The 26063-nt window shown below is 37.8% G+C and carries 15 protein-coding genes; 14 read left to right on the top strand and 1 reads right to left on the bottom strand.

What is annotated here, in order from left to right:
- Positions 1–141: 141 nt before the first annotated feature.
- The 5 genes from EDF66_RS22120 to EDF66_RS22100 all read left to right on the top strand — a co-directional run bounded on the left by EDF66_RS22120 (position 142) and on the right by EDF66_RS22100 (position 4887).
- Positions 142–669: an RNA polymerase sigma-70 factor gene (locus tag EDF66_RS22120; RefSeq protein ID WP_132845127.1), complete on the top strand. Its 528-nt coding sequence runs from the start codon at positions 142–144 to the stop codon at positions 667–669.
- Between the two features lie 137 nt (positions 670–806).
- Positions 807–1697, top strand: a complete 891-nt coding sequence (locus EDF66_RS22115; RefSeq protein ID WP_132845126.1) for an aldo/keto reductase — start codon at positions 807–809, stop codon at positions 1695–1697.
- Between the two features lie 3 nt (positions 1698–1700).
- Complete coding sequence (locus EDF66_RS22110; RefSeq protein ID WP_132845124.1) at positions 1701–2873, top strand: enolase C-terminal domain-like protein; 1173 nt, start codon at positions 1701–1703, stop codon at positions 2871–2873.
- Positions 2874–2894: 21 nt separating this feature from the next.
- A complete protein-coding gene (locus tag EDF66_RS22105) occupies positions 2895–4448 on the top strand; it encodes an SLC5 family protein (protein ID WP_165902492.1) in 1554 nt (517 codons plus the stop codon).
- Between the two features lie 7 nt (positions 4449–4455).
- On the top strand, positions 4456–4887 hold the full coding sequence (locus tag EDF66_RS22100; protein ID WP_165902491.1) for an L-rhamnose mutarotase: 432 nt from the start codon (positions 4456–4458) through the stop codon (positions 4885–4887).
- On the opposite strand, the gene EDF66_RS22095 is transcribed toward EDF66_RS22100, so the two are convergent.
- Positions 4884–5765: an AraC family transcriptional regulator gene (locus tag EDF66_RS22095; RefSeq protein ID WP_132845118.1), complete on the bottom strand. Its 882-nt coding sequence runs from the start codon at positions 5763–5765 to the stop codon at positions 4884–4886. The two genes, EDF66_RS22100 and EDF66_RS22095, sit on opposite strands and share 4 nt — an antisense overlap.
- Positions 5766–6183: 418 nt before the next feature.
- On the opposite strand from EDF66_RS22095, the gene EDF66_RS22090 reads away from it, so the two are divergent.
- The 9 genes from EDF66_RS22090 (at position 6184) to xylA (ending at position 26058) form a co-directional block, all read left to right on the top strand.
- A complete protein-coding gene (locus EDF66_RS22090) occupies positions 6184–9384 on the top strand; it encodes a SusC/RagA family TonB-linked outer membrane protein (RefSeq protein WP_132845116.1) in 3201 nt (1066 codons plus the stop codon).
- Between the two features lie 12 nt (positions 9385–9396).
- The gene (locus EDF66_RS22085) at positions 9397–11187 is read left to right on the top strand and encodes a RagB/SusD family nutrient uptake outer membrane protein (RefSeq protein WP_132845114.1); all 1791 of its coding nucleotides are present in this window, start codon (positions 9397–9399) and stop codon (positions 11185–11187) included.
- 274 nt (positions 11188–11461) lie between these two features.
- Positions 11462–14437: a LamG-like jellyroll fold domain-containing protein gene (locus tag EDF66_RS22080; RefSeq protein ID WP_132845113.1), complete on the top strand. Its 2976-nt coding sequence runs from the start codon at positions 11462–11464 to the stop codon at positions 14435–14437.
- A 3-nt stretch (positions 14438–14440) separates the two neighbouring features.
- Complete coding sequence (locus tag EDF66_RS22075; protein WP_132845111.1) at positions 14441–16675, top strand: hypothetical protein; 2235 nt, start codon at positions 14441–14443, stop codon at positions 16673–16675.
- A gap of 24 nt (positions 16676–16699) precedes the next feature.
- On the top strand, positions 16700–18991 hold the full coding sequence (locus EDF66_RS22070; RefSeq protein WP_132845109.1) for a hypothetical protein: 2292 nt from the start codon (positions 16700–16702) through the stop codon (positions 18989–18991).
- 26 nt (positions 18992–19017) lie between these two features.
- Complete coding sequence (locus EDF66_RS22065; protein ID WP_132845107.1) at positions 19018–20937, top strand: right-handed parallel beta-helix repeat-containing protein; 1920 nt, start codon at positions 19018–19020, stop codon at positions 20935–20937.
- Between the two features lie 355 nt (positions 20938–21292).
- Complete coding sequence (locus EDF66_RS22060) at positions 21293–22579, top strand: alpha-L-fucosidase (protein WP_132845105.1); 1287 nt, start codon at positions 21293–21295, stop codon at positions 22577–22579.
- 663 nt (positions 22580–23242) lie between these two features.
- Positions 23243–24718: a xylulokinase gene (locus EDF66_RS22055; protein ID WP_132845103.1), complete on the top strand. Its 1476-nt coding sequence runs from the start codon at positions 23243–23245 to the stop codon at positions 24716–24718.
- 11 nt (positions 24719–24729) lie between these two features.
- Positions 24730–26058, top strand: coding sequence for a xylose isomerase (xylA, locus tag EDF66_RS22050; RefSeq protein ID WP_132845102.1), 1329 nt, complete (start codon positions 24730–24732; stop codon positions 26056–26058).
- Positions 26059–26063 lie beyond the last annotated feature (5 nt).

Below are 26063 nucleotides of genomic sequence, written 5' to 3'. Positions count from 1 at the left end.
ACAAATAGATCAGTATTTGTGCATGATAATTATAATATCTAAATCCAAAAGTACTTGAACTCATTCATCATATTTTTTGAATTACCAAAACTAATCTTACAGATGAAGTTCTAGCCTTTTATTCGGTATACGTATATAATAATGGAGACGCAAACACAGAATTTTAATCAATTATTTAAAGAATATTATACCAGGTCTTTTTTGTTTGCAAGATCTTATGTGCATGTGTGCGAAGTTGCTGAGGATATTGCGTCAGAGTCATTAGTGGTGATGTGGGAACGCATGCAAGTTGAAGAGATCTTGTCTCCAAAAAGTTTTCTTTTTAAAGTTGTTAGAAATAAGTCTTTGGATTATCTTAAACATCAAAAAATACGCGTCAGAGTGGTGGAATCTCTTGATGACTGGGATCGGAAAGAATTGCAGGTAGAAGCTTTACAACGAATGGATAATGAGATTTTCCTCGCTAAAGAAATTGCAGAAATTACTTTGGAAACCATCGCATATTTACCTTTAAAAACTAAGGAGGTCTTTGTGTTGAGTCGCCATCAAGAGCTTAGCGGTAAAGAAATAGCGGACCAATTGGGGATTACGGTTAAAGGAGTAGAATATCATATAACCAAAGCCTTGAAAACATTGTCCGTCAGCTTAAGAGACTATTTGGTCGTTTAATAGTGTAGTTTTTTAGTATACATAACATGAAGTAATTAATAATAGATACTTCCTTATTTTAAAGGAAATTTTATACAGAAGTATTTTAAATCTGTAGATTGGTTCGTTTATGTTTTTTTGAAATTTGGAAGTATAACATGTACAATCTGGGAATAGATAAAATAATATTGGGAACTGCTGGTTTAGGTGGTGTATGGGGAAATGTAAAGGCAGAGGAATCGATCACTACAATTGAGTATGCCATGTCGCATGGTATAAGTGCAATAGATACTGCTCCGGCATATGGAGATGCTGAAGAATTTGTAGGCAAAGCACTTGTACAATGGGAAGGTGAATTACCTAAGATTAGCACTAAAGTGGGACGGCTAAAAAGTTATAAGGCCGATCAGGCATCATATGATTATTCTGCAGATGGGATGAAAAGAAGTGTGGAAAATAGTTTAAAAACGTTAGGTATTTCGACTATTGATGTACTTTTTTTACATGATCCAGCGGCAATTCCTACTGAAAAAATCGAAAATGTTGTTTCGCGAATGCGATACTTTAAACAAAATGGCTTTGCAAAGAAAATAGGTGTTGGGGGTAATTTACCTGTCGCATTTGCGCCATACCTTGAAGATGATGTATTTGATGTTATCATGGAATATAATAGGCTTAACGCTTGTTGCATTGATGCGCTTCGTACAACTATACGAAGTTGTGAAAATACCCATAAACACTATTATGCGGCTAGCCCACTAAATATGGGACTATTAGGATGTAACTTTCAAGAATTTTTAAACTTCCCGCCAAGTTGGCTCGATATGAAGAGTATAGAACAAGCCCAGAAGATCGATGCAATAGCGAAACGATATCATATTCCCTTAGATGTATTGGCATTACGCTTTATCTGTACAATCCCTGCTTCATTTAAAATGGTGCTGGGGGCCGCAGATCATGAGCAACTTAAGAGTTCGCTCCATGCGATTGAAGCCGGTATTTTGCCTGCAGCTATTTATAATGAAATCCTTCAAACCTTTAAAAAATAATAAATGAATGAAATTGATGATGAAATTTTTAATGTTCAAAAAATTAGCATTAGAGTTTTAGAACCAGTGGCTAACGTCACGCCCTTTCAGGATGCAACAATGGGTCCCTTCCCGTCTTTTGGCTTATCCATTATCAGAATAGAAGATGAGGATGGCTATATTGGAGAGGCTCCGGTATATAATAGCTACACGAATATTTTAGAGACTTGCTTATTTCCAATTTTGTTTCACTGTAAAGGTGTTCCATACAAAGAGTTTTTTCCAAAATTATATTGGTCTATTCGAAATGAAGGATTTAAAGGTGCGGCTTCAGCCTTATTGGGGCAGGTCGATATGGCCTTGTACGATCTAGCTTCTAGACGTAAAAATATTCCCCTGTACCGCTATATTGGTGGCACTCGAAATACGGTCAAAATATATGGTAGTGGTGGCGGAACGAATTATACGCTGCAACAGTTGGAGGATGAGGTGCGTGTGTTTATGGAAGCTGGAGTGGATTGCTACAAGATGAAAATCGGGAAAGATTTTGGAACAAATATCAGTGAAGATATTGAGCGCGTAAAACATGTTCAACGTCTGGTGAACAATAGGATGAAGGTGGCAGTGGATGCCAATCAGATCTGGTCGTGTAAGGATGTGTTTAAATTTATTGACGCTATCGGCGAGCAATCTCTGTGCTGGATAGAAGAACCGATCCATTCTGCCGCATACGATCAGATCGAAGAGCTTTGTAAGCAAACCTCATTGACTGTCGCTTATGGAGAATCGGAAAGGACTTCAAAAATTTTTCCTATGCTGGCTAATTGTGGAGTTGGCCACCTGCAACCGGTACCGACACAATTTGGGGGTATGAAAGAATGGATGGAAGTACGAGATTTATGTAAAACACGCAATTTACAGCTTTCTTCTGGCGGTTATTCTTTATATTCGACCTTCCTAATGACTACTGCCGATGATAATGGAATGATCGAATACCTCTATTCGCTGATGTATGGATTAGAAAAGTATTTTTTGATAAGCCCTACTTTAAGCAATGGACAGTTTCATTTGCCTGAATGTGAGGGGTTACCAGTACGTATAGATTGGGATTATTGTTATAAAGAAAATAAAGTAATACGGGAACAGGTATGGGAAAAGCATCAAGTCTCGAATTACAACCCATTAGTAACGATGTAATAAAATAAAAACAACCATATTGTGAGCTTATCATTCAATTATATTGATTATTTAGTTTTAGGATTATACGCGTTAATCTTATTATATGTTGGATTTCGTTTTAATAAAAAGGAAAAGAATCAGCAGGATATATTTTTGGGTGGACGCACACTGAAATGGTGGCAGATCGGTTTTTCTATTTTTGGTGCTAATGCTGGCCCTATGATGTTGATCGGTTTTGCAAGTATAGGTTTTACGCATGGTATTGTTGCCAGTAATTTTGAATTATTGGCCTGGGTATTTCTCATGTTGCTCGCGATGGTTTTTCTTCCTTATTATTTGAAAACGAAGATCACTACAATCCCTCAATTTTTACTGATACGTTTCGGTAAGCGATCCTATAATTTTTTAATTGTATATAGTTTGATTTCTATTCTGGTGGTGTGGTTAGGAAGTGCGCTTTATGCAGGAGGTTTGCTCATATCTGGAATATTCGGTATTTCGTTATTTACTGCGATCGCTGTGATCGCGGTGATTGCAACAAGCTTTACGGCAATTGGAGGGTTGAAAGCAGTGGTTCGGACAGGTGTATTTCAATCTGTTATCATTATCATCTCTTCTGTTATACTTACCTTTTTAGGGTTTCAAAAAATTGGCAGTGTTGATGCATTAGTCAGTCAAACGCCAGAATCTTATTGGAAACTTTTTTTGCCAGCATCCAATGCCGCATATTCTTGGGTAGGAATTTTATTAGGTTATCCTGTCGTCGCAATTTACTATTGGTGTGCCGATCAGACCATTGTTCAGAAAGTGTTGGCGGCTAGAGATTTGAAAGAAGGCCAGTACGGTGCTATCTTTATTGGAACCCTAAAAGTGATTATGCCGATTATATTTATCCTGCCGGGTATCATGTGTTATGTTTTGTTTCGAGATACAGCGCCTGATAATGCTTATATCACAATGATCAAAGAACTGATGCCTCATGGTCTTCTGGGTTTAAGTATTGCCGCATTGATTGCTTCGCTGGTCGATACTGTATCATCAAGTCTTAATTCATTCTGTACTGTTTTTACGTTGGATGTTGTTCAGCAATTTAAGGTGCTTAATAGGGAACAGCAGGTCAGGATGGGCAAATGGGTTACGGTGGTCGCAGCAATTGTTGGGGTAGGTATTGCACTTTTATTTTCGTATTCAGGTAAGGGATTTTTCGATCTAACGCAAGGATTAGTGTCCATTCTTTCGCCACCGCTAGCAGTGGTCTTTCTATGGGGCATCTTTTGGAAGCGTATTAATGGTAAAGCGGCTGAAATCGTACTCTACGGTGGAGGATTCATTTGCTTGGTGCTAGGTGCTTGTCATGTACTTAATTATCCTTATGAAGGATATTGGCCTCATTTTTTAATGCTTTCTTTTTATATTTTTGTAGCATTGAGTGTCGTTATTGTTGCTGTAACTTTATTAACAAAGTCTGAAGTTAAGACGGAGGTCCCTACATTATTGGACGTTAAAGATAAAATGGGCAGTTCTAGTTCTATTTGGTGGACATGGGCTGCTCTTGCAACGGTCATGATGGCGATATATATTTATTTTAATTGATATGGTTATGAAAAATTTTGGGATAAGTTTTGTTTTATTATGCAGTTCTATCTTATTTGTCATGTGCAAGCAACCTGAAAATAATCAGGGTTCTACAACATTTGAAGAGAAAGTTTTTGTTGTGAATACGGTTGATAATGATGAAAAGCTACAGGAATATTTAACTTATCATAAGCAGGTATGGCCTGAAGTTGAGGCTGGATTTAAGAAAGCAGGCTATAAGCGGATCACACTTTATCATTTTAAAGATCTCATTGTAATGGCGATATCTGTACCTGTGGGTGCTGATCTAGATGAAATGGGGAAAGTAGCTGAAGCCCATAATCCCAAATGCGCTTCATGGAATAAGTTAATGAATACCTATCAAAAAGGTGTCAATGGAACAGAAGAAGGGGAAAAGTGGGTAGAGGCTTTGCCCTTCTATGAATTTAACAATTAAAGTGTTTCAATCTCGGCGGTAATTTTGTATTTCTTGGCAAAATCTCGAGGTGAACTTCCCTTTACATCTTTAAAATGCTTGTTGAAGTTGGAAATATTATTATAGCCACTTTTGTAGCAGGTTTCCGTGATGTTGTAATTTCCTTCCATTAATAATTTGGCAGCATGCCCGATACGTATTTCCTTGATGAAATCAACTAATGTCCGGTTAGTCTGCATTTTGAAAAATCGACAAAAAGCAGAGGTGGACATCGGTACGACAGAAGCCACATCCTGAAGAGAAATATCTTCTTTAAAATGCTTAAATATATAGTCGAATACACGATTAATTCGATTGGCCTCAGTCGAAGTTTCGATAATATGAAATGAGGGTGATGATAGCGTTTTACATGTAGACGATAAAGCCAATTTGTCCAACAGTTGTAACATTAGAACTGCGCGTGTAAGTCCAGTGGCAGTCAACATTTGGTATAATATTTCCTTAGCATCAACCACAATTGTACCGGTGAACAATACACCTTTTGATGCATTTTCGAAAAGTTGATTCAAGTGTACTGCTTCAGGTTTTGTCAATAGATCTTTTCCGAGGAAATCGGGATAGAAATGTACAATAATAGCATCAGCAGGACGCTTGCTGTTTATCGTATTGTAATATTGCCAACAGTGAGGTAAATAACTTCCCAGAAGTACGAGTTCGTCTCCCTTAAAATCTTCAATATGATCACCTATAAAACGCTTTCCAGTGCAGTTTTCCAATAAGGCTATCTCAAAATTCACATGCGATTTTAAGGAAGTATATTTCTTGATTTCCAATTCTTCTGCACGGATCGTAAATGACTGATCTGGCGGAAAGGTGAAATTTTCGTAGATGTGTTGCATAATGTTAGTAATAAGTTCTGGTAGAAGAGCAGATATTATAACGGGTTATTTTTTAGTGCACCTAAAGATATATAAAAAATGCAACTAAATAAAGTTGTTCTGCTTAAATATAGTTGAGCGCAAAAATAACATTATAAAATAGCAAATTATTGGTGGTTATCCCTTTATATAATATTGAGATTTATTCCGATAAACAATCTGTGACCACAGGTTAGCATATCAAAACCAAATTATGAATTATACTATTGGAAGACAGGCGTAAACTAAAGTCTATGCAATTCTTTACGTATAAATAATCTAATGAAAAATATAATTGCCTATGGATAAGAATATAGACGAATGAAAAAAACAATGAAGGAATGCGACTCCTTCATTGCCCATTAATTTCCTAATTAACTAATCAAGAATATACTAAATTATGAAAAATGTCAAATTAATCCACATTCTAAATTTTGGCAAGAAGACAAAGAATCTAACACTATTATGTGCGCTGGCTGCAATCAATAACGCAACCCATGCAGCAACAGAATTTGTTACTTTAAATACTGGTCAAATTGAGCTTGAAAATCAGAAAAATAATCAACAAGAAATAATTGTTTCCGGTAGAATCGTTGATGTAAATGGAAATCCTTTGAAAGGAGTTACTGTAGCTGAAAAAGGGAAACGAAACCAACAGAAAACACAAGAAGACGGTAAATATCAAATAAGAGTTTCTTCTTCAAGTTCTTTAGTTTACACCTACATCGGATATGAGACTCTTGAGCGTGCAGTTCAGGGTAAAAGTGTTCATGATATCACAATGAAAGTGGGAATCAGTGATTTAGATGAGGTTGTAGTTATTGGCTATACTTCTCAAAAGAAATCATTATTGACAGGAGCGGTTTCTACAATGAAAGTCGATGAAACATTAAATACAATTCCTACAACATCAGCGGGAAATTTATTGATTGGAAAACTGCCTGGTGTAAATGTTAGTACTGTAAATGCGATTCCTGGATCGCAACCAAGTATCAGTATTAGAACAGGATCATCTCTTAATGATCAAAACGTAACTTACGTGATTGATGGTGTGGTGAGAGGTGCAGGAGATTTTAACAATTTAAGCCCTAACGAGATTGATGATATTACCGTTTTGAAAGATGCCGCCTCAGCAGCTATATATGGTTCTAGGTCTGCTGGCGGTGTTATTTTAGTGACGACAAAAAAGGGAAGTTTAGGTAAACCGACTTTTAATTTTTCGACGGGATATAGTATCGATACACGTACTAAAAATATGGGTCTAACCAGCGCAGTACAAGCGGGGGAATTGTATTCGCGCATCAATGGATCAGCAGATCCTGCTGGTTGGGCATGGTCACAGGAAGAATTGGACCATTATAAAAATATCAATAATGGATGGGGCTACGATCAGTTGGCGGATGTCTGGCAAAATCCAACAACGCAAACCAATAATTTAAGTGTTAATGGTGGAAGTGAAAGGGTGCGTTATTTTGGGGCAGGGTCTTACGTAAAGCAAAAGGGATTTTTAGAACCGATGACTTACGATAAGTATAATGTGAGAATGAATGTGACAGCTGATATTACGAAAGATTTAGAAATTTTCACGGGATTTGCGTTGTACAATGACATGACAGGACGCATTGCTGATAATGCCGATCCTGCTGATACTTATGGTAAATTGAGGATCTGGCAACCCGATCAACCCGTTTATACCAATAATGGTCAGTTTATAGATTATGGATGGATCGGTAATGTTGGGGCTCGTGTTGCAGGTGCTAGTGGTTACGATAAGGAAAACCATTTGAAGCCACAATTGATTTTGAGCGGTACTTATAAAGCTCCTTTTTTAAAAGGTCTGAGTGCAAAAGCGATGTATAGCAGAAGTTGGGCTAATAATATGAGAAATCGCTTCTTTACAAATTACGATATGATGGTGATGAAGAGAAGCGGAACGAATAATCGTATTGTGTCTACCGATGATAATGATATTACAGGTGTGCGGAGATCAACATGGGTAGGTAAAGATTTTATTGAGCGTAAATCAACTTGGAGCGATGACAAACAGTTTAATATGCAATTGAACTATGCAAATGTTTTTAATGAAAAACATCGCGTAGCTGCAGCCTTAGTTACTGAATGGTATGAAGGTGCTGGTTCTGGTGTAACGGGGGGACGCGAAACCTTTCCAGTTTATAGAACGGATCAATTTTGGGCAGCGAGTGGTGCTAGGGCAGACACGTGGGGAGATGGAGATACGGATTGGGTGAGTGGACGAATGTCGTATATAGGTCAGTTTAATTATACTTACGCTGATAAGTATTTGTTTAACTTTTCTTTTCGTGAAGACGGTTCTATGAATTTTGCACATGAACAACGTTGGGGCTTTTTTCCCGCTGGATCTGCTGGTTGGGTGATTTCTGAAGAAAACTTCTTTAATAAGTCCATCGTTCAGACCTTAAAATTGCGTGGATCCGTAGGCTTAACTGGTAACGATGCTGTAGGAGGTTGGCAATGGCAACAATCGTATCAATCGGGTAGTTCAGCATATTTTGGTACTAGCCCATCGCGATCAGTAGGGTTAACTTATGGAAGCGTAGTTAATCCAAATCTAACTTGGGAGAAAGCACTGAGTTACAATTTTGGTGTGGATATGAATTTTTTGAAAAAATGGAATTTATCTGCGGATTACTGGTTCCGTAATTCTTATGATATTTTAGGAAACCGTCAAAATACACTACCGTCAACTTATAGTTTATCAATGCCTGCTGAAAATTATGGCGAGATTGATGCACAAGGAATGGATTTGCAACTAGGCTTTCGTGATGGAAATGAAAAAGTAAGTTATTTTGCAAACTTAACCATGTCTTACGGATGGAATAAAGTAATTAAACAGGATTATGCAGAGAATGCGCAATGGATTGATATTCCTGTCGGTAAATCTAGAAGCAATATCACGGGTTGGGCGTTCGATCAGATTATCCGTACTCAGGAACAATTAGATGCTTTTAATCAAGCCAATCCTAAATATAAACATAATGGATTATCGCCTGAATTAGGAATGATGGTCTATAAAGATTTAAACGGACCTGATGGTGTTCCTGACGGAATTATAAACGATTGGGACCGGATTATGCTCCGGTCAAAAAATTTCCCTGTCATATTTGGTCTGAATCTAGGAATAAGTTGGAAAGGGTTTCATTTGGAAACGATGTTATCTGGACGTTTAGGGGAAAAGAAATGGATGTCAGATCTAGCAGGTGGAGTCGAGTGGAACCGAATGTGGGATCAATGGTATGATGATAGCTGGACTTCAGAAAATCCAAATGCAACTTTGCCAAAGCGTATCGGAGCCAATAATGCAAAAACATACCAAACGAATAGCGAGTACTGGTTGAAAGACGCTAGTTTCATGCGAATGAAATATTTGACACTGAGTTATAATCTGCCGAAGAATGGTGCATTTTACAATAAAGTATTTGAGAATGTACGCTTATTTGCTACAGGTACGAATCTATTTGTGTTGAGCAAATTCAATAAATATTATGATCCTGAGATCGGTAATGGGAATGCATTTCCAGTGTTAAGGTCTTACAATTTTGGTATCGATGTTAAATTCTAAACCTAAGACGATATGAAACTTAAAAATATTATATATAGTACTGCTTTTGCATTGCTGTTAAGCAGCTGTAGTTTAGATTATGAAAATACGGCTACAATTAGTCCAGAAAATGTATGGTCTGATAAAGTGATGATAAATGCTTTTATGACAGATATTTATGGAAGGATGTTGCCAGAGTGGCCAATAGCTGCTAATGGAACGGATGAAGGTATGAATGGTCCTACAGATATGGGAAACTTGGCTAGGGGATTGATCGACGTCGATAATCAAGGTCAAAAGTGGGATTATGCAAATATAGATCGTATTAATTTCTTTTTAAAACAATTGGAGACAGTGACGGTATTGTCCGATTCAGAAAAGAAAACGATGATTGGTCAAGCTAAATTTTGGAGAGCCTGGGATTATTGGGGTAAGGTATGGGCAACAGGAGGCGTACCACTTATTTTGGATGTTCAAGATATTACAAATGTGCCTTCCTTGTTTGTCTCTCGCAATACTACCTCAGAATGCGTTGCTCAAATATTAAAGGATTTGGATGAAGCAATCGCCGTATTACCTGATACTTGGACAGGTGCAGATTATGGGAAAATTGATAAAGGAGTTGCAATGGCTTTTAAGGGACGTCTATTGTTGCAGTATGCAAGCCCGCTATTCAATCCTTCTAATGATAAGGTACGATGGGACCAAGCTTATTTAGCAAATAAAGTGGCTGTTGATTTTTTAAAGACAGTAGGAAAAGGATTGTTTAATGGCAAATTTGAAGATATCTGGTATAGCGAACGTAATAATGAAGTAATTATGGTCAATCAGTATTACTATCCTGATCATAGATTGGATCAAAAGAATATTCGTCCTGAGCCATTAACTAAAGATAATGCCAATTTTAATCAAGCTATTTTACCCCTATTAATGGCTTATCCTAAAAAGAATGGATCAAAACTTGTCTTGGATGAAAATCGTTTGAAAAATGATCCAGCCTATAACGAACAGTTTATGACCGATTTTTATGTGGATCGAGATCCCCGCTTCTATGCTACCGTTTTTTCTCCGGGTACAGCTTATCCAGCAAGCGATGTTCTGTCAGGAGGGATGAAATATTGGAATGCCTGGCGTAAAGTGGCCGATCCGAAAGCAGAATCTGGCTTTAAGTATACCACCCTAATATTTGATCAGTTAGGTAAGGGAGTAGGTGGTAGTGCTTCCGGATACTTTCAACTCAAAGGTATTGATAAGGCATTGACCATACCTACAGTATATGATGCACAGACAGATTGGGTTGAAATCCGCTTTGCAGAAGTGCTCATGAACTATGGTGAATGTGCCAATGAGGTTGGAAAAAGTGATGAGGCATTACAGGTACTATATGACATACGTAAGCGAGCGGGAATTGAGCTGGGAACAGGAAATTATGGTATTACAGCTACTGATCAAGCTGGCATCCGCAAAGCCTATATGGACGAAAGATTCATTGAATTTGCTTATGAAGGTAAACGTTGGACTGATATTCGTCGATGGAAAAGATATGATTTGTTGAATACTATTAAATTTCGTTCTGGACTTAATGCTGTAATTAAAAATGAACAAGATTTGAAAAATTTTGATTGGGCTAAAGATATGTATGATCCATCGGTACGCAAGTTGTTCCGTTTTGAATTTGTCGAATGCCTAGATGGTGATAAACAATATCAATTTAAATTGGATTTAAACCATTGGTTTTATCCGGTCCATAAGGATGTACTGAATCGGAATTCTAAAATAGAACAAAACAAAGAATGGGGAGGAACATTTGATCCTCTACTTTAAGATTTTTTTAACTAAGATAAAATGGCGACTTATTCACAAAATAAGTCGCCGTTTTGTTTCATGAGAAGCCATCATTAGTTTTGATCATAAGCATAAGTGCAAAATAACATTATAATAGATCAAATTATTGGTGGTAATCAAGATAGAATATAGTGAAGTTTACAGTTGAATCTTTTGAGATGAAGTTTTTAGAGGAAAACCAGCGCTTTATTTCTTGATTTTAACCAGTAATAAAAATCCCAATGTTAATCTAATGGGTTGTTAGCAGTTGATTATGAAAAGAATACAGATACTTTTATTTTTTATTATCCTTCATCATGCCTTACAGGCAAAGGTGAAGCCTGTAGGGCATTTTAATTTTGGGAAAGTAGGAAATGTAACCTATGCAATTGGGCCTGAAAAGGTGAAATCAACGCAAGGGAATTTTACGTTGACACGAATAGATAGGCCCTTGTTTTATGCTGATGCACCTGCAGAAAAAGCACAGCAGGGTGAGGGAGCCATTTTATTTAATGGTAAAACTGATGGTTATAGTATGTCATCTGGAATAGGAGTAGCTACAGAAAATTTTGTTTTTGAAGTCTGGGTAAAAGCAAAGGAAATAGATTCACAATCTGGTGAAATAAATATTGTCGCTTTGAACGGTACGACAAAAGAAGGTTATGGTTTTGCGCAACGTGGGAAAAGCTGGGTGTTTATTTCAGCAGATAAAGGCACGACAAGTATTGGGAATGCAGTCAAAGGTCAATGGATTCATCTAGCGGCCACATTACGGAATGGAGTTGGTGAACTTTGGATGAATGGAAAAAAAACAGGAAGCTTTAATGCGACTAAAACAATAGCTCCTCATTTTTCAATTGCAATTTCTAATGAAGGAAAACAAGCTTTTATGGGAGAAGTCTATGAAGTAAGATGGAGTACTTTTGAGAAACAGGGGTTCGATGAAGAATCTGATTTTTTAATCAATTATAAAAAGAAAAAAGAACGGGATAGAAGCAGAGATCTCTCTAGATTGGCATTAATGAAAAATATTCAAAAGCCTGGTCTAGGTAAGAGTGTGGTTAGTGAATTTGAAAATAAGAGCTACGGAATAGACTGGTTGATTTCTCCAGTAAAGCATGCTACAAATTTATATATAAAAGAAAATAGAGATAATAAAACTGCTCAATTTCAATTGAATAATGGTTTAGTGTCGCGTACGTTTTATGTAGCTGATAACTTAGCATGTATAGGTTACAAGAATTTATCCAATCAGGCAGAATATGTCCGAGCAGTAAAACCGGAAGCGAGAGTTATGCTCGATAGTATCTGGTATGAGGTGGGTGGGCTCAAGGGGCAACCTGAAAAGTCTTATCTGATGGAAAGCTGGTTGCCTGAAATGGAAACGGATGATCAAGCTTTTGAATTAGTCTCCATTGAAACAGCTGCTCCAATGGAACGTTATCCATGGCAACAAAAATACAATGCTGTAGCTACTGATTGGCCAGTTAAAGGACTTCGTTTGATTTTGACTTTCAAACCTACCGAGCGAATGAACATGGTCAAAAATATCGAAATAAAGGTAAACTATGAGATTTATCAGGGACTTCCTGTTATCACCAAATGGGTTGAAGTTTTGAATAATAGTGATAATTTGATTCGGTTGAATGAAATTGAAACAGAAGTTCTGGCCGTAAACCAAGATCAAATTAATCGTATTCATGTCGAAAGTGACTTTTCTTTTGCATTGGTCAATGCGAACTTAAAAGGTAGTGCGCTGATGCACTATCAAGGGGATAAAATTGAAGCTTATCAAGCTGGGGAATCCACAACGAAATGGGTCGTGGATCAAGAGTATAATACCTGGGCTACACACAATCAAGCAGAGGATGGCTTTTTAGATTTTCCACATCGTAATCTTTTAGTCAGCTATTTACCGATGGGACCCGATGTGGATATTTCGAATAAAGAATCATTCAAATCCTACCTGACATTTGAATTGCTACAAGACGCAGACGACCGAGAAAGGAAAAGTCTGGCACATCGTCGTATGTATAAAAAATTGGCGCCTCAAACAACGGAATCCTTACTTACTGGCGGTATCACATCTCATGATGAAAAAACGCTTAAAAACTTTATCGATCAGATGGAGGAGTTGGGTATGGAAAGATTGGATATTCAGGCATGGCCAGGGATCAGTCATGATAATCTGGATGATAAATATGTAGCCTTATGGAAAGATATTGCCTCATACGCGAAAAATAAGGGAATTGTAATGGGCGGTTATGAATTACAGGTAGCCTCCAGAGGTCGTGGTGCGGAAGTAGATTGTGTTCATCCCGTTACGGGAAAACCGGGAAGTCTTTTTGGACAAAGTGTTTGTATTGCCAGTACTTGGAAAGATACCTACTATAAGAAGATGTGGGAGTTTTTTGATAAAACAGGCTTAATGACCTACAACATGGATGGTCCTTATCATGGCGATCCTTGTGCTTCTACAGTGCATCCACATCATCATGGTCTTTACGATTCTCAATGGGAACAGTGGAAAAGTCAGGTGCAGGTAATACATGAATTGCAACGTCGAAATATGTATGTACCGATACCGGATTGGTATTTTTTAAATGGTCAATCAGCAACAGGTATGGGGTATCGGGAAGCGAGTGCGAATCTGACTCCTGATCAACAAATGCTCTTAGGAAGACAGTATATTTATGACGGTACATGGCATAAACTACCAACTATGGGCTGGATCAGTTTACAATTGGTCGGATTCTATTCCAACGATCCAAAAATTGGACTCGAACCGCTAGCTCAAAATCTGGATCGCTATGAACGTCAATTGATGCAATTTCTAGCAAGCGGCAGTCAATTAACAATTAGGGGCAATAGACTGTATGATACTCCCGAAACTAAAGCAATGGTATCACAGAAGATTAAGTGGTTCAAAAAGCACCGCGAAATATTAACTTCAGAAATTATTCATGTAAGCCGCCCAAATGGTCGTGACCTCGACTGCATGCTACATGTAAATCCGTTTATTAATGAAAAGGGTATGGTGATTTTCTTTAACCCAACGGATAAAACGATCAAGAAGGAGGTAAGACTTCCGCTGTATTATACTGGTATTAAAGGAGAGGCCATGTTTACCAATGAAGAAGGTATCACGACGGCAAAAGCTTTGGATGATAAAGCAGATATTGAGATGACCGTAGAGGTTAAACCGGGTGGTACAGCTTGGTATGTTATTGAAGATGCACAAAAGAAATAACTAATGAAAATAAGTGAAGTAGTAGCAATAGCCTGCGGATGTTTAATCTCCATATCTGTTTCTGGGCAAGATTGGTTGCCTGTGAAAAGAGATAATCAAGTAAAATTACGTTTGCTGGACTGCAAGTATGATAAAGCGAAATTACTAAAGAGCCAAGTGATAGGATCAAATTCGGATAATTGGGAGGTTAAGCAGACAGTAGAAACCATAAAAGATGGTGAGGAATCGATCTATCGGTTTACTTTTAAAGCTAAAAGAACAATGGACAATGTTGGTGTTGCAGTAGCTTTTGATGAATACGATTGGAACAGCGACAATTTTGTGATGATACCAGCAGTGGTTTATAACGGAAATAGACAACGCATTGTTAATCGGGAATATGCAACAGGATTGGATAAGTCGGATTATTTTAGAAAAGATCTGGCTTTAACGTCTAATCCGATTCCACAGCTTTCTCCTGAATTTGGGGCTAAATCCCGCATCGAAGTTAATGTGAGCAACACAGCAACGCCCATGATCGCTTATTTGAACAGAAATATAGGAAAGGGGACTTTCTTATTTACAGATCAGGGTATAAGTTGGAAAGAGGAAGTGAAAGATCATGCTTTGATTATTGAAGAGAGTTTAGATCGTCGTGTGGCCAGCTTCATTATCAGTGCACCTGGAGTAAGGGAAAAGAAACCTGAATTTATTGGTTTTAGTGAAAGTCCGGATCGAGGGGTGTCTGTCACCGCTGGTGAGGAAATTACGATTCGAGTGACAAAGATTAATTTTCAAAGCCAAGATGTTGCGACATTATATAATCGTTTTATGCGTGAAAGAAAGGCACATGTGACAGCGGAAAAACCAAGAAATCTGATGCCGATGAGTGAGGTACTCCTCAAGATGGCGAAAAATATCGATGAGCGTTATTACGTTGGTGATGGTGTTGCTTTTTATTGTCCAGAAAATGCAAATTGGATGTCCTATGGATGGGTCGGAGGTTTGATGAATACCTATCCCATGTTAGCACAAGGTGATAAAGAACATTTGGAAAAAGTGAAGAATACATTTGATTTTGCTCTTCCCCAAGGTAAAGGTAAAAGCGGATATTACTATGATGTCCTTGGTGCCGACGGAAAAGTCATAAACCGCGATGCAGCGAAGTGGATTCCTGGAATCGGATTGACCCGAAAAAATGCAGATATCTTGTACTGGATGATCAAACAGTTTATGTTGCTGGAGAAACAGGGGAGATCCAATGCGATTTCAGATGAATGGAAAACGAATATACGACAGCTTGCTGATGCTTTTGTAAAAACCTGGAAAGAAGAGGGAACATGGGGTAATTATTTTGCTATTGAATCGGGAAAGGTAGCTGCATATAACACAACGGGCGGTGCTATGGCAGTAGGTGGCCTAGCACTTGCTTCGTTGTATTTTAATGTTCCAGAATATTTGGAAGTAGCTCACTTGGCAGCCAAGGACTATTACGATGGTTTTGCTTTGGTCGGTTTTACTTCTGGTGCTTGTGGAGATATCCTTCAAAATGCTGATTCAGAAACTGCTATTGCACTGACGACATCTTTAATGACGATGTATGAAGTGACAGGTGAACAGAAATATCTGGATCAGACAAAACAATTGGCAGATTACACAGCATCATGGACGGTTTCATTTCCGTATCGTCTACCAAAAAATACGGCATTAGCAAAGTTAGGAGCAAATTTAACTGGAGCTATTTGGGCCAGTACACAGAATAAGCATGGTGCTCCGGGATTTTGTACCCAATCTGGTGATGTGCTTTTTAAACTGTACCGTAAAACACAAGATACGCTATATGCAGATTTTATACGAGATGTTATTCATGCCCATGCAGAGGGAATACAGCCCAATGGAAAGATTACAGAACGGTTGACTTACTGTGACGCGGATAGTCGTGGTTCACGTGGGGATGGAGGTCAAACAGGTTGGAATGAGACAAATGGAGCCTTAATGGCTTTGGAAATACCTGGAATATATATACGTAAAGATCTAGGAACGGTTTATACATTTGATCATATTGTTGTTAAGGAGATCAAGAAAACGAAAGTTGGTATGACATTGACAATTTTTAATCCAACGACATTCGATGCAACAGTAACGCTATTAACAGAAGATAAGCAACAGGCTTCGACACCTTTGGGTGAAAATGCTTTTTTGGATTGGAAGAATAGGGTAACCATTAAAGCAGGCAAGTCTGCGACAGTAAAAATTTAGTAAATTCAACTTATAAAATAATTGATGATGTACGTAAATAAGAATTTTTTGAAATGTTGTAGTTTGTTTCTGCTTCTGGTGGGAATCGGAAATACTTTGCAGGCACAAACTGTTTTACAGACTGCATATTTTAAGATTGCGATAGATGGAAAGGGGTATATAACCAGTATGCAGAACATAACAAAACGGCCTTTCAGAGAGTTTAGTCCTGCAGACAAACCTTCACCTTTGATGACTCTTTATAATGCAAAAAAAAGAGTTTATTCTTATCCCGAAAAAGCGGTCTATTCGAAAAGTGAAAAAATTATTACAGTAGTCTATTCGAATGGATCTTCTGCTAGGATTCGTATTGAACCGCATGCAAAATATTTTAAAATGAAGTTGCTGTCTTTGACAAATTCACAAGATATTGAAGCGATTCAATGGGGTTCATACCATACAAATATCACGAACCTGATGGGAGAGATTATTGGTGTGAGCCGAGATACCAGTGTCTCGGTAAATTACGCCATTGGTATGCTTGCCCTTAATGATAATACCATTGGCGGTACTGCTGACATTCAAGGTGATGCTGCTCCATTTCAATACATCATTCATTCACCAGATGATAAGCGGTTTCCGTTGCCTGCCCATTTGCATGAAGGACAGGTTTTTACCCTTGGGGGGGATGGTGTTAATGATGTTGCATTTTATGGACATAAAGAACCTTACTACCGAATTTTATATGGAAATGCTGCTGAGGTGGATAAAAATGGTCGGATTTCGATTACTTATCAATCTAGAGATAGAAGAAGTCCACGTGAGGTTTATTTTTCATTGATCCCGAATATGGCGATCAATACTCCTAATCACCTACAGGTACAACCTTTACCTGGTGTAGATTATATCGGATCTTCCATTGCTTTTTGGGGAAGTCCGGATAGCACAGCATTAATGGATGTTGTTCAGAATATTGTCAAAGCCGAAGGTTTGCCTTATCCAACTGTAAACGGTAAATGGATAAAAGATCCTGCGGCCTATGTACCAGATGTGCTGACTGAAGGAGGACAATATGATCATATGATTGACTACACGCATAAATTGGGTTTTAAAGCAATTAGTTTATATGATCAGGGCTTCGTTAGGCCGGATCGTGGAAATTTGGGCTACTTAGATGGACGAAATTTTGAAAAGAAACCTTTGAAATTGGCGAGTGGAAATCTATCTCATAAAGAATTTTCTGATTTGGCGAAGAAGTATAATATCGTGATCGGAAGAACTCCTATTACTAATTCTTTAGCCCCTGGAACGAAAGATGCTAGCCCCATTCCTAGCGATAGCATATGGTACCAACAGAAACGTTTATTAGCGAAGAATATTGATGCAGTCGATACGCTGCTATATGTAAACGATCCGACGCATTTGCAGGAAATTGGAAGTTGGGAAGGCCATTCAAAGAGCTTGAACATTATTAAAATTGGTAAAGAGCTTATTCATTATCTAGGTGTGTCGGATAAGGCTCCATATCGATTGTTGAATGTTAAGAGAGGATATTGGGATACAAAAGCGACTTCACATCAGGCGCTTGATACACTTTATAAACTGCAGGTAACGATTAACTATGGGTATGACGGACTGATTCCGAATATGCAATTGCAGGATAAGATTGCCGAGTATTATGCTGATTTAGCCAATATTAATGGATTGGGGTATTATGATTTTGATGGTCAAGAGTTTTTATTTAACAACGGGCATGGGTATTATTCTACCAAAAGGTTTTTCCGAAAAATGTTTGAGAAAGCTAAGGTGCACGGTATAGCTGATATCCGTTTTACTGGTGCTACCCTTTCGGAAGGCTCTTGGCACTATCAAAGTATCTGGAATGTAGGTGGGGGTAAGAATCTGTATGATGCTGAGACACGAGAATGGGGCAGTGCCACAAGTCAGGGTAAAGATCTAAGAGATGTTTCTTATGCTAATTATTTTCCTGTGGGAATGGGAGGAAACTTTCCGATTACAGAAAAATCAAAAGTAGAAGAGTATGAACATATTCAGGCAATGGCTGTTGGTACGGGTGCCACATATAGCCTCAAATTAAATCAGAAAAATGTAGAAAGTTGCCCAGAGAAAGATCAGATTTTTAAAGTGATCCGTACTTGGGAAAATGCGCGTGCTGCAAATGCTTTTCCAAGATGGGTAAAACAACATCTTGTCGATCCGACCCAGAGTTTTAGATTGGAAGAGTTGGATACAAATAACTGGAATCTATATCGTGTCAACAACAAAACTTCAGGGAGACAATTAATAGCAAAGTTGACTAGGGCTACGGGATATTAAGATATCTAAATTTTAAAACAAAAAAATTGAAATATAAATACTTGATCGTACTGTTGCTATTCGGATTGAATGGCACAGCACAAACAGGAATACAAGTAAAAGAGTATCACGTTGCGCAATCGGGTAATGATGCGAACAATGGAAATAATACAAAGCCTTTTAAGACGATAATGGCCGCAGCTCAAAAGGCGATGCCTGGCGATATCATTACGATACATGAAGGGATTTATAGGGAGCAGATAACTCCACCTCGCGGAGGAAATTCCAATCAGGAGCGGATCGTTTATAGAGCGGCTTCTGGAGAAAAAGTTATTATTAAAGGCTCTGAAATTGTAAAAGGATGGAAACTAATCGGGAATGATACGTGGGAAGTAAAGGTGTCAAATAGGATATTTGGGAAATTTAACCCTTTTCGGGATCAAATTAAAGGCGATTGGTTCTGGCCAACGCCTAAAGAACGTAAATATCATACAGGTGCTGTGTATCTCAATGGACACTGGTTGATGGAAGCTGCTGAAAAACAAGAGGTCTTGAAAGGGGTAGATGACAAAAATCCTTTGTGGTGGGCTGAGGTTGATTCATTGAAGACGACCATTTGGGCGCAGTTTAAAGATATTGATCCAAATCAGGAAACAATTGAAGTTAATGTACGTCAAACGTTATTCTATCCGGATAAGCCATTTGTGAATTATATTACGGTAAGTGGCTTAATTATGGAACATGCGGCGACAAATTGGGCCCCACCAACTGCAGAGCAAATTGGATTAATTGGAACGCACTGGAGTAAAGGTTGGATTATTGAAAATAATGATATCCGCTATTCTAAATGTGTAGGTATTACTTTAGGTAAGTATGGTGATGAATACGATAATAATATGACTGAATCTGCTGAGGGCTATGTAGGGACAATAAAGAGGGCTTTAAATTTTGGTTGGAATAAGAGTACAATAGGTGAACATGTGGTTCGGAATAATACCATTGCGCATTGTGAACAAGCAGGAATTGTAGGAAGCATGGGGTGTTCTTTCAGTAGAATAGAAAATAATGTCATTCATGATATTCATATAAAACGCTTATTTACGGGAGCCGAGATGGCGGGTATCAAATTTCATGGTGCTGTTGATACGAAGATTTCTGGCAATCGAATCTATAGAACTGATAAAGCGATTTGGTTGGATTGGATGGCGCAAGGGGCTCAGGTAGCGGGCAACCTAATGTATGAAAATGATCTCGATGTGTTTTTAGAGGTTACGCATGGCCCCATGTTACTCGCAAATAATATCATGCTTTCGAATAAAAGTTTATTGATGAATGCTCAGGGAGCAGCGTTTGTTCATAATTTATTTGCCGGAGGTATGGATGTGATCAATTACGATAGTCGTTTGACACCTTATCAAAAACCACACGTTACGGATCTAGAAGCATTGGAGGATAATCCAGGTGGTGATGTGCAATTTTTGAATAATCTCTTCGTCCAAGGCGCAGATGTAAGTCAATATAGTAAAGCATTTTTGCCTGTTTTATTGAATGGAAATGTATATACAAAAGGTTCTGTTCTTGTAACTCCTGATTCAAAGAATGAAAAACTCGGTGAAATGAATACAGAAGGTAAAAACAAGATGAAAGGTTATAAGATCAGGAATGCGGTGGAAAAGAATGCTTTAATGGATACCAGTTTTGTTGTTGGAGCAAAATTGAGCAAAGTTGAGAATCAGATATTTCTTGAATTGACTCTTAATGATAAATGGTTAAATCAAAAGCGTAATATGGTTACCTCGCAAAATCTAAATAAGACGGTGATTTCGAATCTACCATTCGAAAATCCGGATGGTACGCATATTCGAATGGATCTTGATTATTTGGGAATGAAACGAAATAGAGCCAACCCTGCTCCGGGACCTTTTGAAATCAAAAAAAATGGAAAATCTCTAATTAAAGTTTGGTAGTATGTGTTTGATAAATTGGATGCTTACAAAAGTTGGCGGGATTTAATTCTATTTTTTACTCAATGATTATCTAAAATAGAACAATAAATTTCTAGGAATCGGTTATTGCGTTCGTCATAGTAACACCTATATTTTTTATTTCGAACGAATTTAGGTTGATGTAAGAATTTTGTCATGAATACTGATGTTATAAAACAGCTCCTATTGAATACGTTTTGATAAGGAAGATTTTATCTAAAGAATCTATACTGTAACTTTTTTTAAGTAGACAAGTAGTTCGCTTTTTTAATAAAAAAGAAATGTATTTTTAAATCATTATAAATCAACCGTAAAAATTATTTATTTAACAATTATTATGAAGAGGTATCTTTTAGGATTACTATTGGCAGTAGCCACTTTACCTACTATGGCTCAAAAAGGTTATGTGCCAACTAAAGAAAATTTAGAAAACCGTAAAATTTTTCAAGATAATAAATTCGGTGTATTTATTCATTGGGGGATTTATAGCATGCTGGCTGATGGGGAGTGGGCAATGCTGCAAAAGAATATTCCCTTTGATGAATACAGTAAATTGGCTCGAGGTTTTGATCCGTCTAAGTTTGATGCAGAGCAATGGGTTGCTGATTTAAAAGCTGGTGGTGCCAAATACATTTGTATCACCTCTCGTCATCATGATGGTTTTTCTATGTTTGATACCAAATACTCGGATTACAATATTGTAAAAGGGTCACCTTTCAAACGAGATGTCTTAAAAGAATTGGCGGATGCCTGTCACAAGCATGGAATGAAATTGCATTTTTATTATTCACTACTGGACTGGGGAAGAACGGACTATAATGTAGATGGTAAACTGGCTTCAAAGTCATATGGTTCCGATTATAAAACTTATCATCAATTCATGCTGAATCAATTGAAGGAGCTGCTGACAAATTATGGTGATGTCGGAGCGATTTGGTTTGATGGAGCTTGGGATAAAGGCAAGACTTTTGATTGGAAATTTGATGAAATTTATGCGTTGATCCATTCGATACAACCGGGATGTCTCGTGATTAATAATCACCATTGGGCGGCATTAGAGGGAGAAGATGCGCAAGCTTTTGAACGCGATCTTCCTGGGCAAAACGCGGCTGGCTATTCGCATGGAGTAGAAATCTCGCAACTACCCCTAGAGACCTGTGAGACGATGAATACATCATGGGGGTATAAAATCACCGATAATAATTATAAATCGGATAAAACTTTGATCCAATATTTAATAAAAGCTGCAGGTAATAATGCAAACCTTTTGATGAATGTAGGACCTCGACCTGATGGAACTTTGCCTGATGTGGCAGTGTTGCGCTTTGGAGCTATGGGACAGTGGTTAAAACTGTATGGTGAAACTATATATGGCACCCGAGGTGGAAGTATTGGACAGCACAAATGGGGAGTGACAACACAAAAAGGCAATAAATTATATGTACATATATTGGATCTGCAAGATAAAGCTCTTTTTATTCCTTTGACCGATAAAAAGGTAAAATCAGCCAAAGTATTTATCAATAAAAAAACAGTAGAATTCGTGCAACGAAAAGAAGGCGTATTAGTATTGCTTGATACAGTGCCCGATGATGTAGATTATGTATTAGAACTCGATTTTTAGCAATCTGTAATTGAAGCAGAGTATATATAAATGCCCATTACGGTTTCTAAAAATAGCAAAACGTAACGGGCGCTCTCATATGTCCATAATGGTTTGGGACCAAATCGCGTTTCATTAACATCTCTGAGGATGAATGCATGTTGTACACTTTTTAAATCCGATAGCTGATTCTATGATTTTTTTTAGACTTGAAACAATAGCATATAGACGTACCGTGATTAAAAGAGGCTAAAATAGCATTACAATAAGTTAAAATACTGCTAATAAAGGACGTCCGATTTGTTGAGATTTATATTTTGACAGGAAGGTGAATAAAAGCGATTAATAATATAACCAATACTATTCGAGTAGTGATCAGTAAATTTTGACCGGTTTGTTCGTTTCTTAAACTTTAAATTATGACAACGTTGGAAGAAATGTAGTATGACTGTGGATAGTAAAGAATGGTGGGGAAAAGAAAATCATATTTCTTTCATTAGCTTTATTTATAAAATTGAATTAAGGTAAGTCAATACCAAATAATTCGATACAGGCAACCTATATGTAAAGGCTTGCAGGTAAGTGTTCAAAATACAAAAATAAGGTTATATTATTCGGTGGGATTTGATGTCAATATTCCACGAAAGATTCGCATTGGTTTGTAATTAAATAAATAAGATTGACATGTTATTATTAGGAATAGATCTAGGTACATCTTCGATCAAAGTTTCTGTTATTGATGCAGCTACAAATAATAAAATTATTTCCTGCCAATTTCCTGAAACAGAAGCAGAAATTATATCCCTACAGGGTGGTTGGGCAGAGCAGGATCCTAATCTGTGGTGGGAAAATACGTGTTTGGCAATTAAAAAAGCAAATGCGTCTGGATTATATGACCCGTTGGATATTATGGCTATTGGTATTGCTTATCAGATGCATGGGTTAGTAGTGGTTGACAAGGAGCAACGTGCCTTACGTAACGCTATTATCTGGTGCGACAGTCGTGCTGTAAATATTGGTCAAAATGCATTTTCTGCATTAGAAGGAAAGGGATTTTTGAATAGTCATCTCAATTCACCAGGTAATTTTACAGCTTCAAAATTAGCATGGGTAAAGCAACATGAACCGCAGGTCTATGAAAAAATAGACAAGTTTATGCTACCTGGAGATTATATCAGCATGCGTCTAACTGGTGAAATCAATACAAATGTAAGTTCGATATCAGAAGGAATTCTATGGGATTTTGAACAACAGCAAATTTCAGATACGTTACTAACTTTTTATGGTATTGATCGGGAATTGGTGGCCAAATTACAGCCCGTATTTTCAGATTATGGATCGCTTCGTTCGGATGTAGCAACTGAGTTGGGATTATCATCGCAAGCGGTTGTTTGTTATAAGTCCGGTGATCAACCCAACAATGCATTATCCTTGAATGTTTTTGAGCCGGGAGAAGTTGCTGCAACTGCAGGTACCTCTGGTGTTATCTATGCCGTTACGGATCAAAGGGTACATGATCCCCAATCTCGAGTAAATACTTTTGCACATGTTAATTATGCACCTGGTATGGAACGTTTGGGAGTGCTTTTGTGTATCAATGGAACGGGAATACAAAATAGCTGGATCAGTCAGGTAACAGGTAACGGAAATGATTATGAAAGTATGAATGCGAAAGCTTCACGTATACCAATTGGATCTGAAGGGGTAAATATTCTGCCTTTTGGAAATGGTGCCGAGCGGATGTTGAATAACAAAACGATCGGGGCACATATCCAAAACTTAGATTTCCTCAGACATGGCACAGTTCATCTTTGGAGGGCATCACAAGAGGGAATAGCATTTTCCTTTCGCTATGGATTGGATCTCTTAAGGGAAAACGGAACCACACCGCAGGTAATTAAAGCCGGTCATGCCAATATGTTTTTGAGTCCTGTTTTTCAAGAAGCATTCGCAGGGGTAACAAACACACCCGTAGAGCTATATGATAATGATGGTAGTGTTGGAGCTGCTTTAGGGGCCGGTTTAGGTATAGGCATATTTGCGGATCGACAAGAAGCTTTTAAGGGGCTTCGAAAATACAAAACAATCGAACCAGAACATACTTCGCAATATGAGGAAGTATACGGTAAATGGAAACAATTATTAGAAGACAAACTATAAATTAAGATAAGATGAAAATTTTGACAGGAAATCATGTGTTCTTTAAGCATGTAGAACAAGTTCAATTTGAAGGTGTAAATTCTGACAATCCTTTGGCTTTCCGTTGGTATGATCCAACACGAGTTGTCGCAGGAAGAACCATGGCAGAGCATTTTAAATTTGCCTGTGCCTATTGGCATTCTTTTAATGGTAATGGGGCAGATCCATTTGGTGGTCAAACGCATTTTTTTCCATGGGATAAGAAAGCAACAATCATGGAGCGTGCAAAAGATAAAATGGATGCTGCTTTTGAATTTATGACGAAAATGCAGTTGCCATATTACTGTTTTCATGATGTTGATTTAGTGGATTATACCGATGATATTCATGAAAATGAACGCCATCTTGATGAGATTGTTGCTTATGCAAAAGAGAAACAGCAACAGAGTGGTGTGAAATTGCTATGGGGAACAGCAAATTTATTCAGTCACCATCGCTACATGAATGGAGCATCTACCAATCCTGATTTTCATGTTTTGTCCCATGCAGGTGCTCAGGTTAAAGCGGCAATTGATGCAACGATTGCATTAGGCGGTGAGAATTATGTATTCTGGGGTGGCCGTGAAGGGTATATGTCCTTGCTTAATACAAATATGAAAAGAGAGAAAGAGCATTTAGCGAAATTTCTACATATGTCAAAAGATTATGCACGTAAAAATGGATTTAAAGGTACGTTTTTCATTGAGCCAAAGCCATGTGAACCAACAAAACACCAATATGACTACGATGCCGCAACAGTGATTGGATTTCTTCGTGAATTTGATCTAATGGATGACTTTAAACTTAATCTTGAAGTAAATCATGCCACATTAGCGGGCCATACATTCCAACATGAACTACAGGTTGCTGCTGATGCTGGTTTATTGGGGTCAATTGATGCAAACCGTGGTGATTATCAAAATGGATGGGATACGGATCAATTTCCAACCGACTTAACCGAATTGACAGAATCACTGATGATTATTCTTGAAGCAGGAGGATTACAAGGTGGAGGTGTCAATTTTGATGCTAAAGTGAGACGTAATTCTACAGATCCTTTGGATTTATTTTATGCACATATCGGCGGTATGGACAATTTTGCACGCGCATTGGTTACTGCAGATAATTTACTTCAAAATTCCCCTTATAGAGAATTGAGAAAAGAGCGTTATAGTAGTTTTGATACAGGTGCTGGAGCAGATTTTGAGCAAGGTAAACTGTCTCTTGAAGATCTTCGTGCTCATGCTATCAATGAGGGAGAACCTAAGTTGATCAGTGGTCAACAGGAGTTTATGGAGAATTTGATCAACCGTTATATATAGCACAT

The sequence above is a fragment of the Sphingobacterium sp. JUb20 genome (assembly GCF_004342035.1).
Lineage (GTDB): Bacteria > Bacteroidota > Bacteroidia > Sphingobacteriales > Sphingobacteriaceae > Sphingobacterium > Sphingobacterium anhuiense.
The sequence above is the reverse complement of the archived record's forward strand: the minus strand, read 5'-3'. Positions and strand labels throughout refer to the sequence as shown.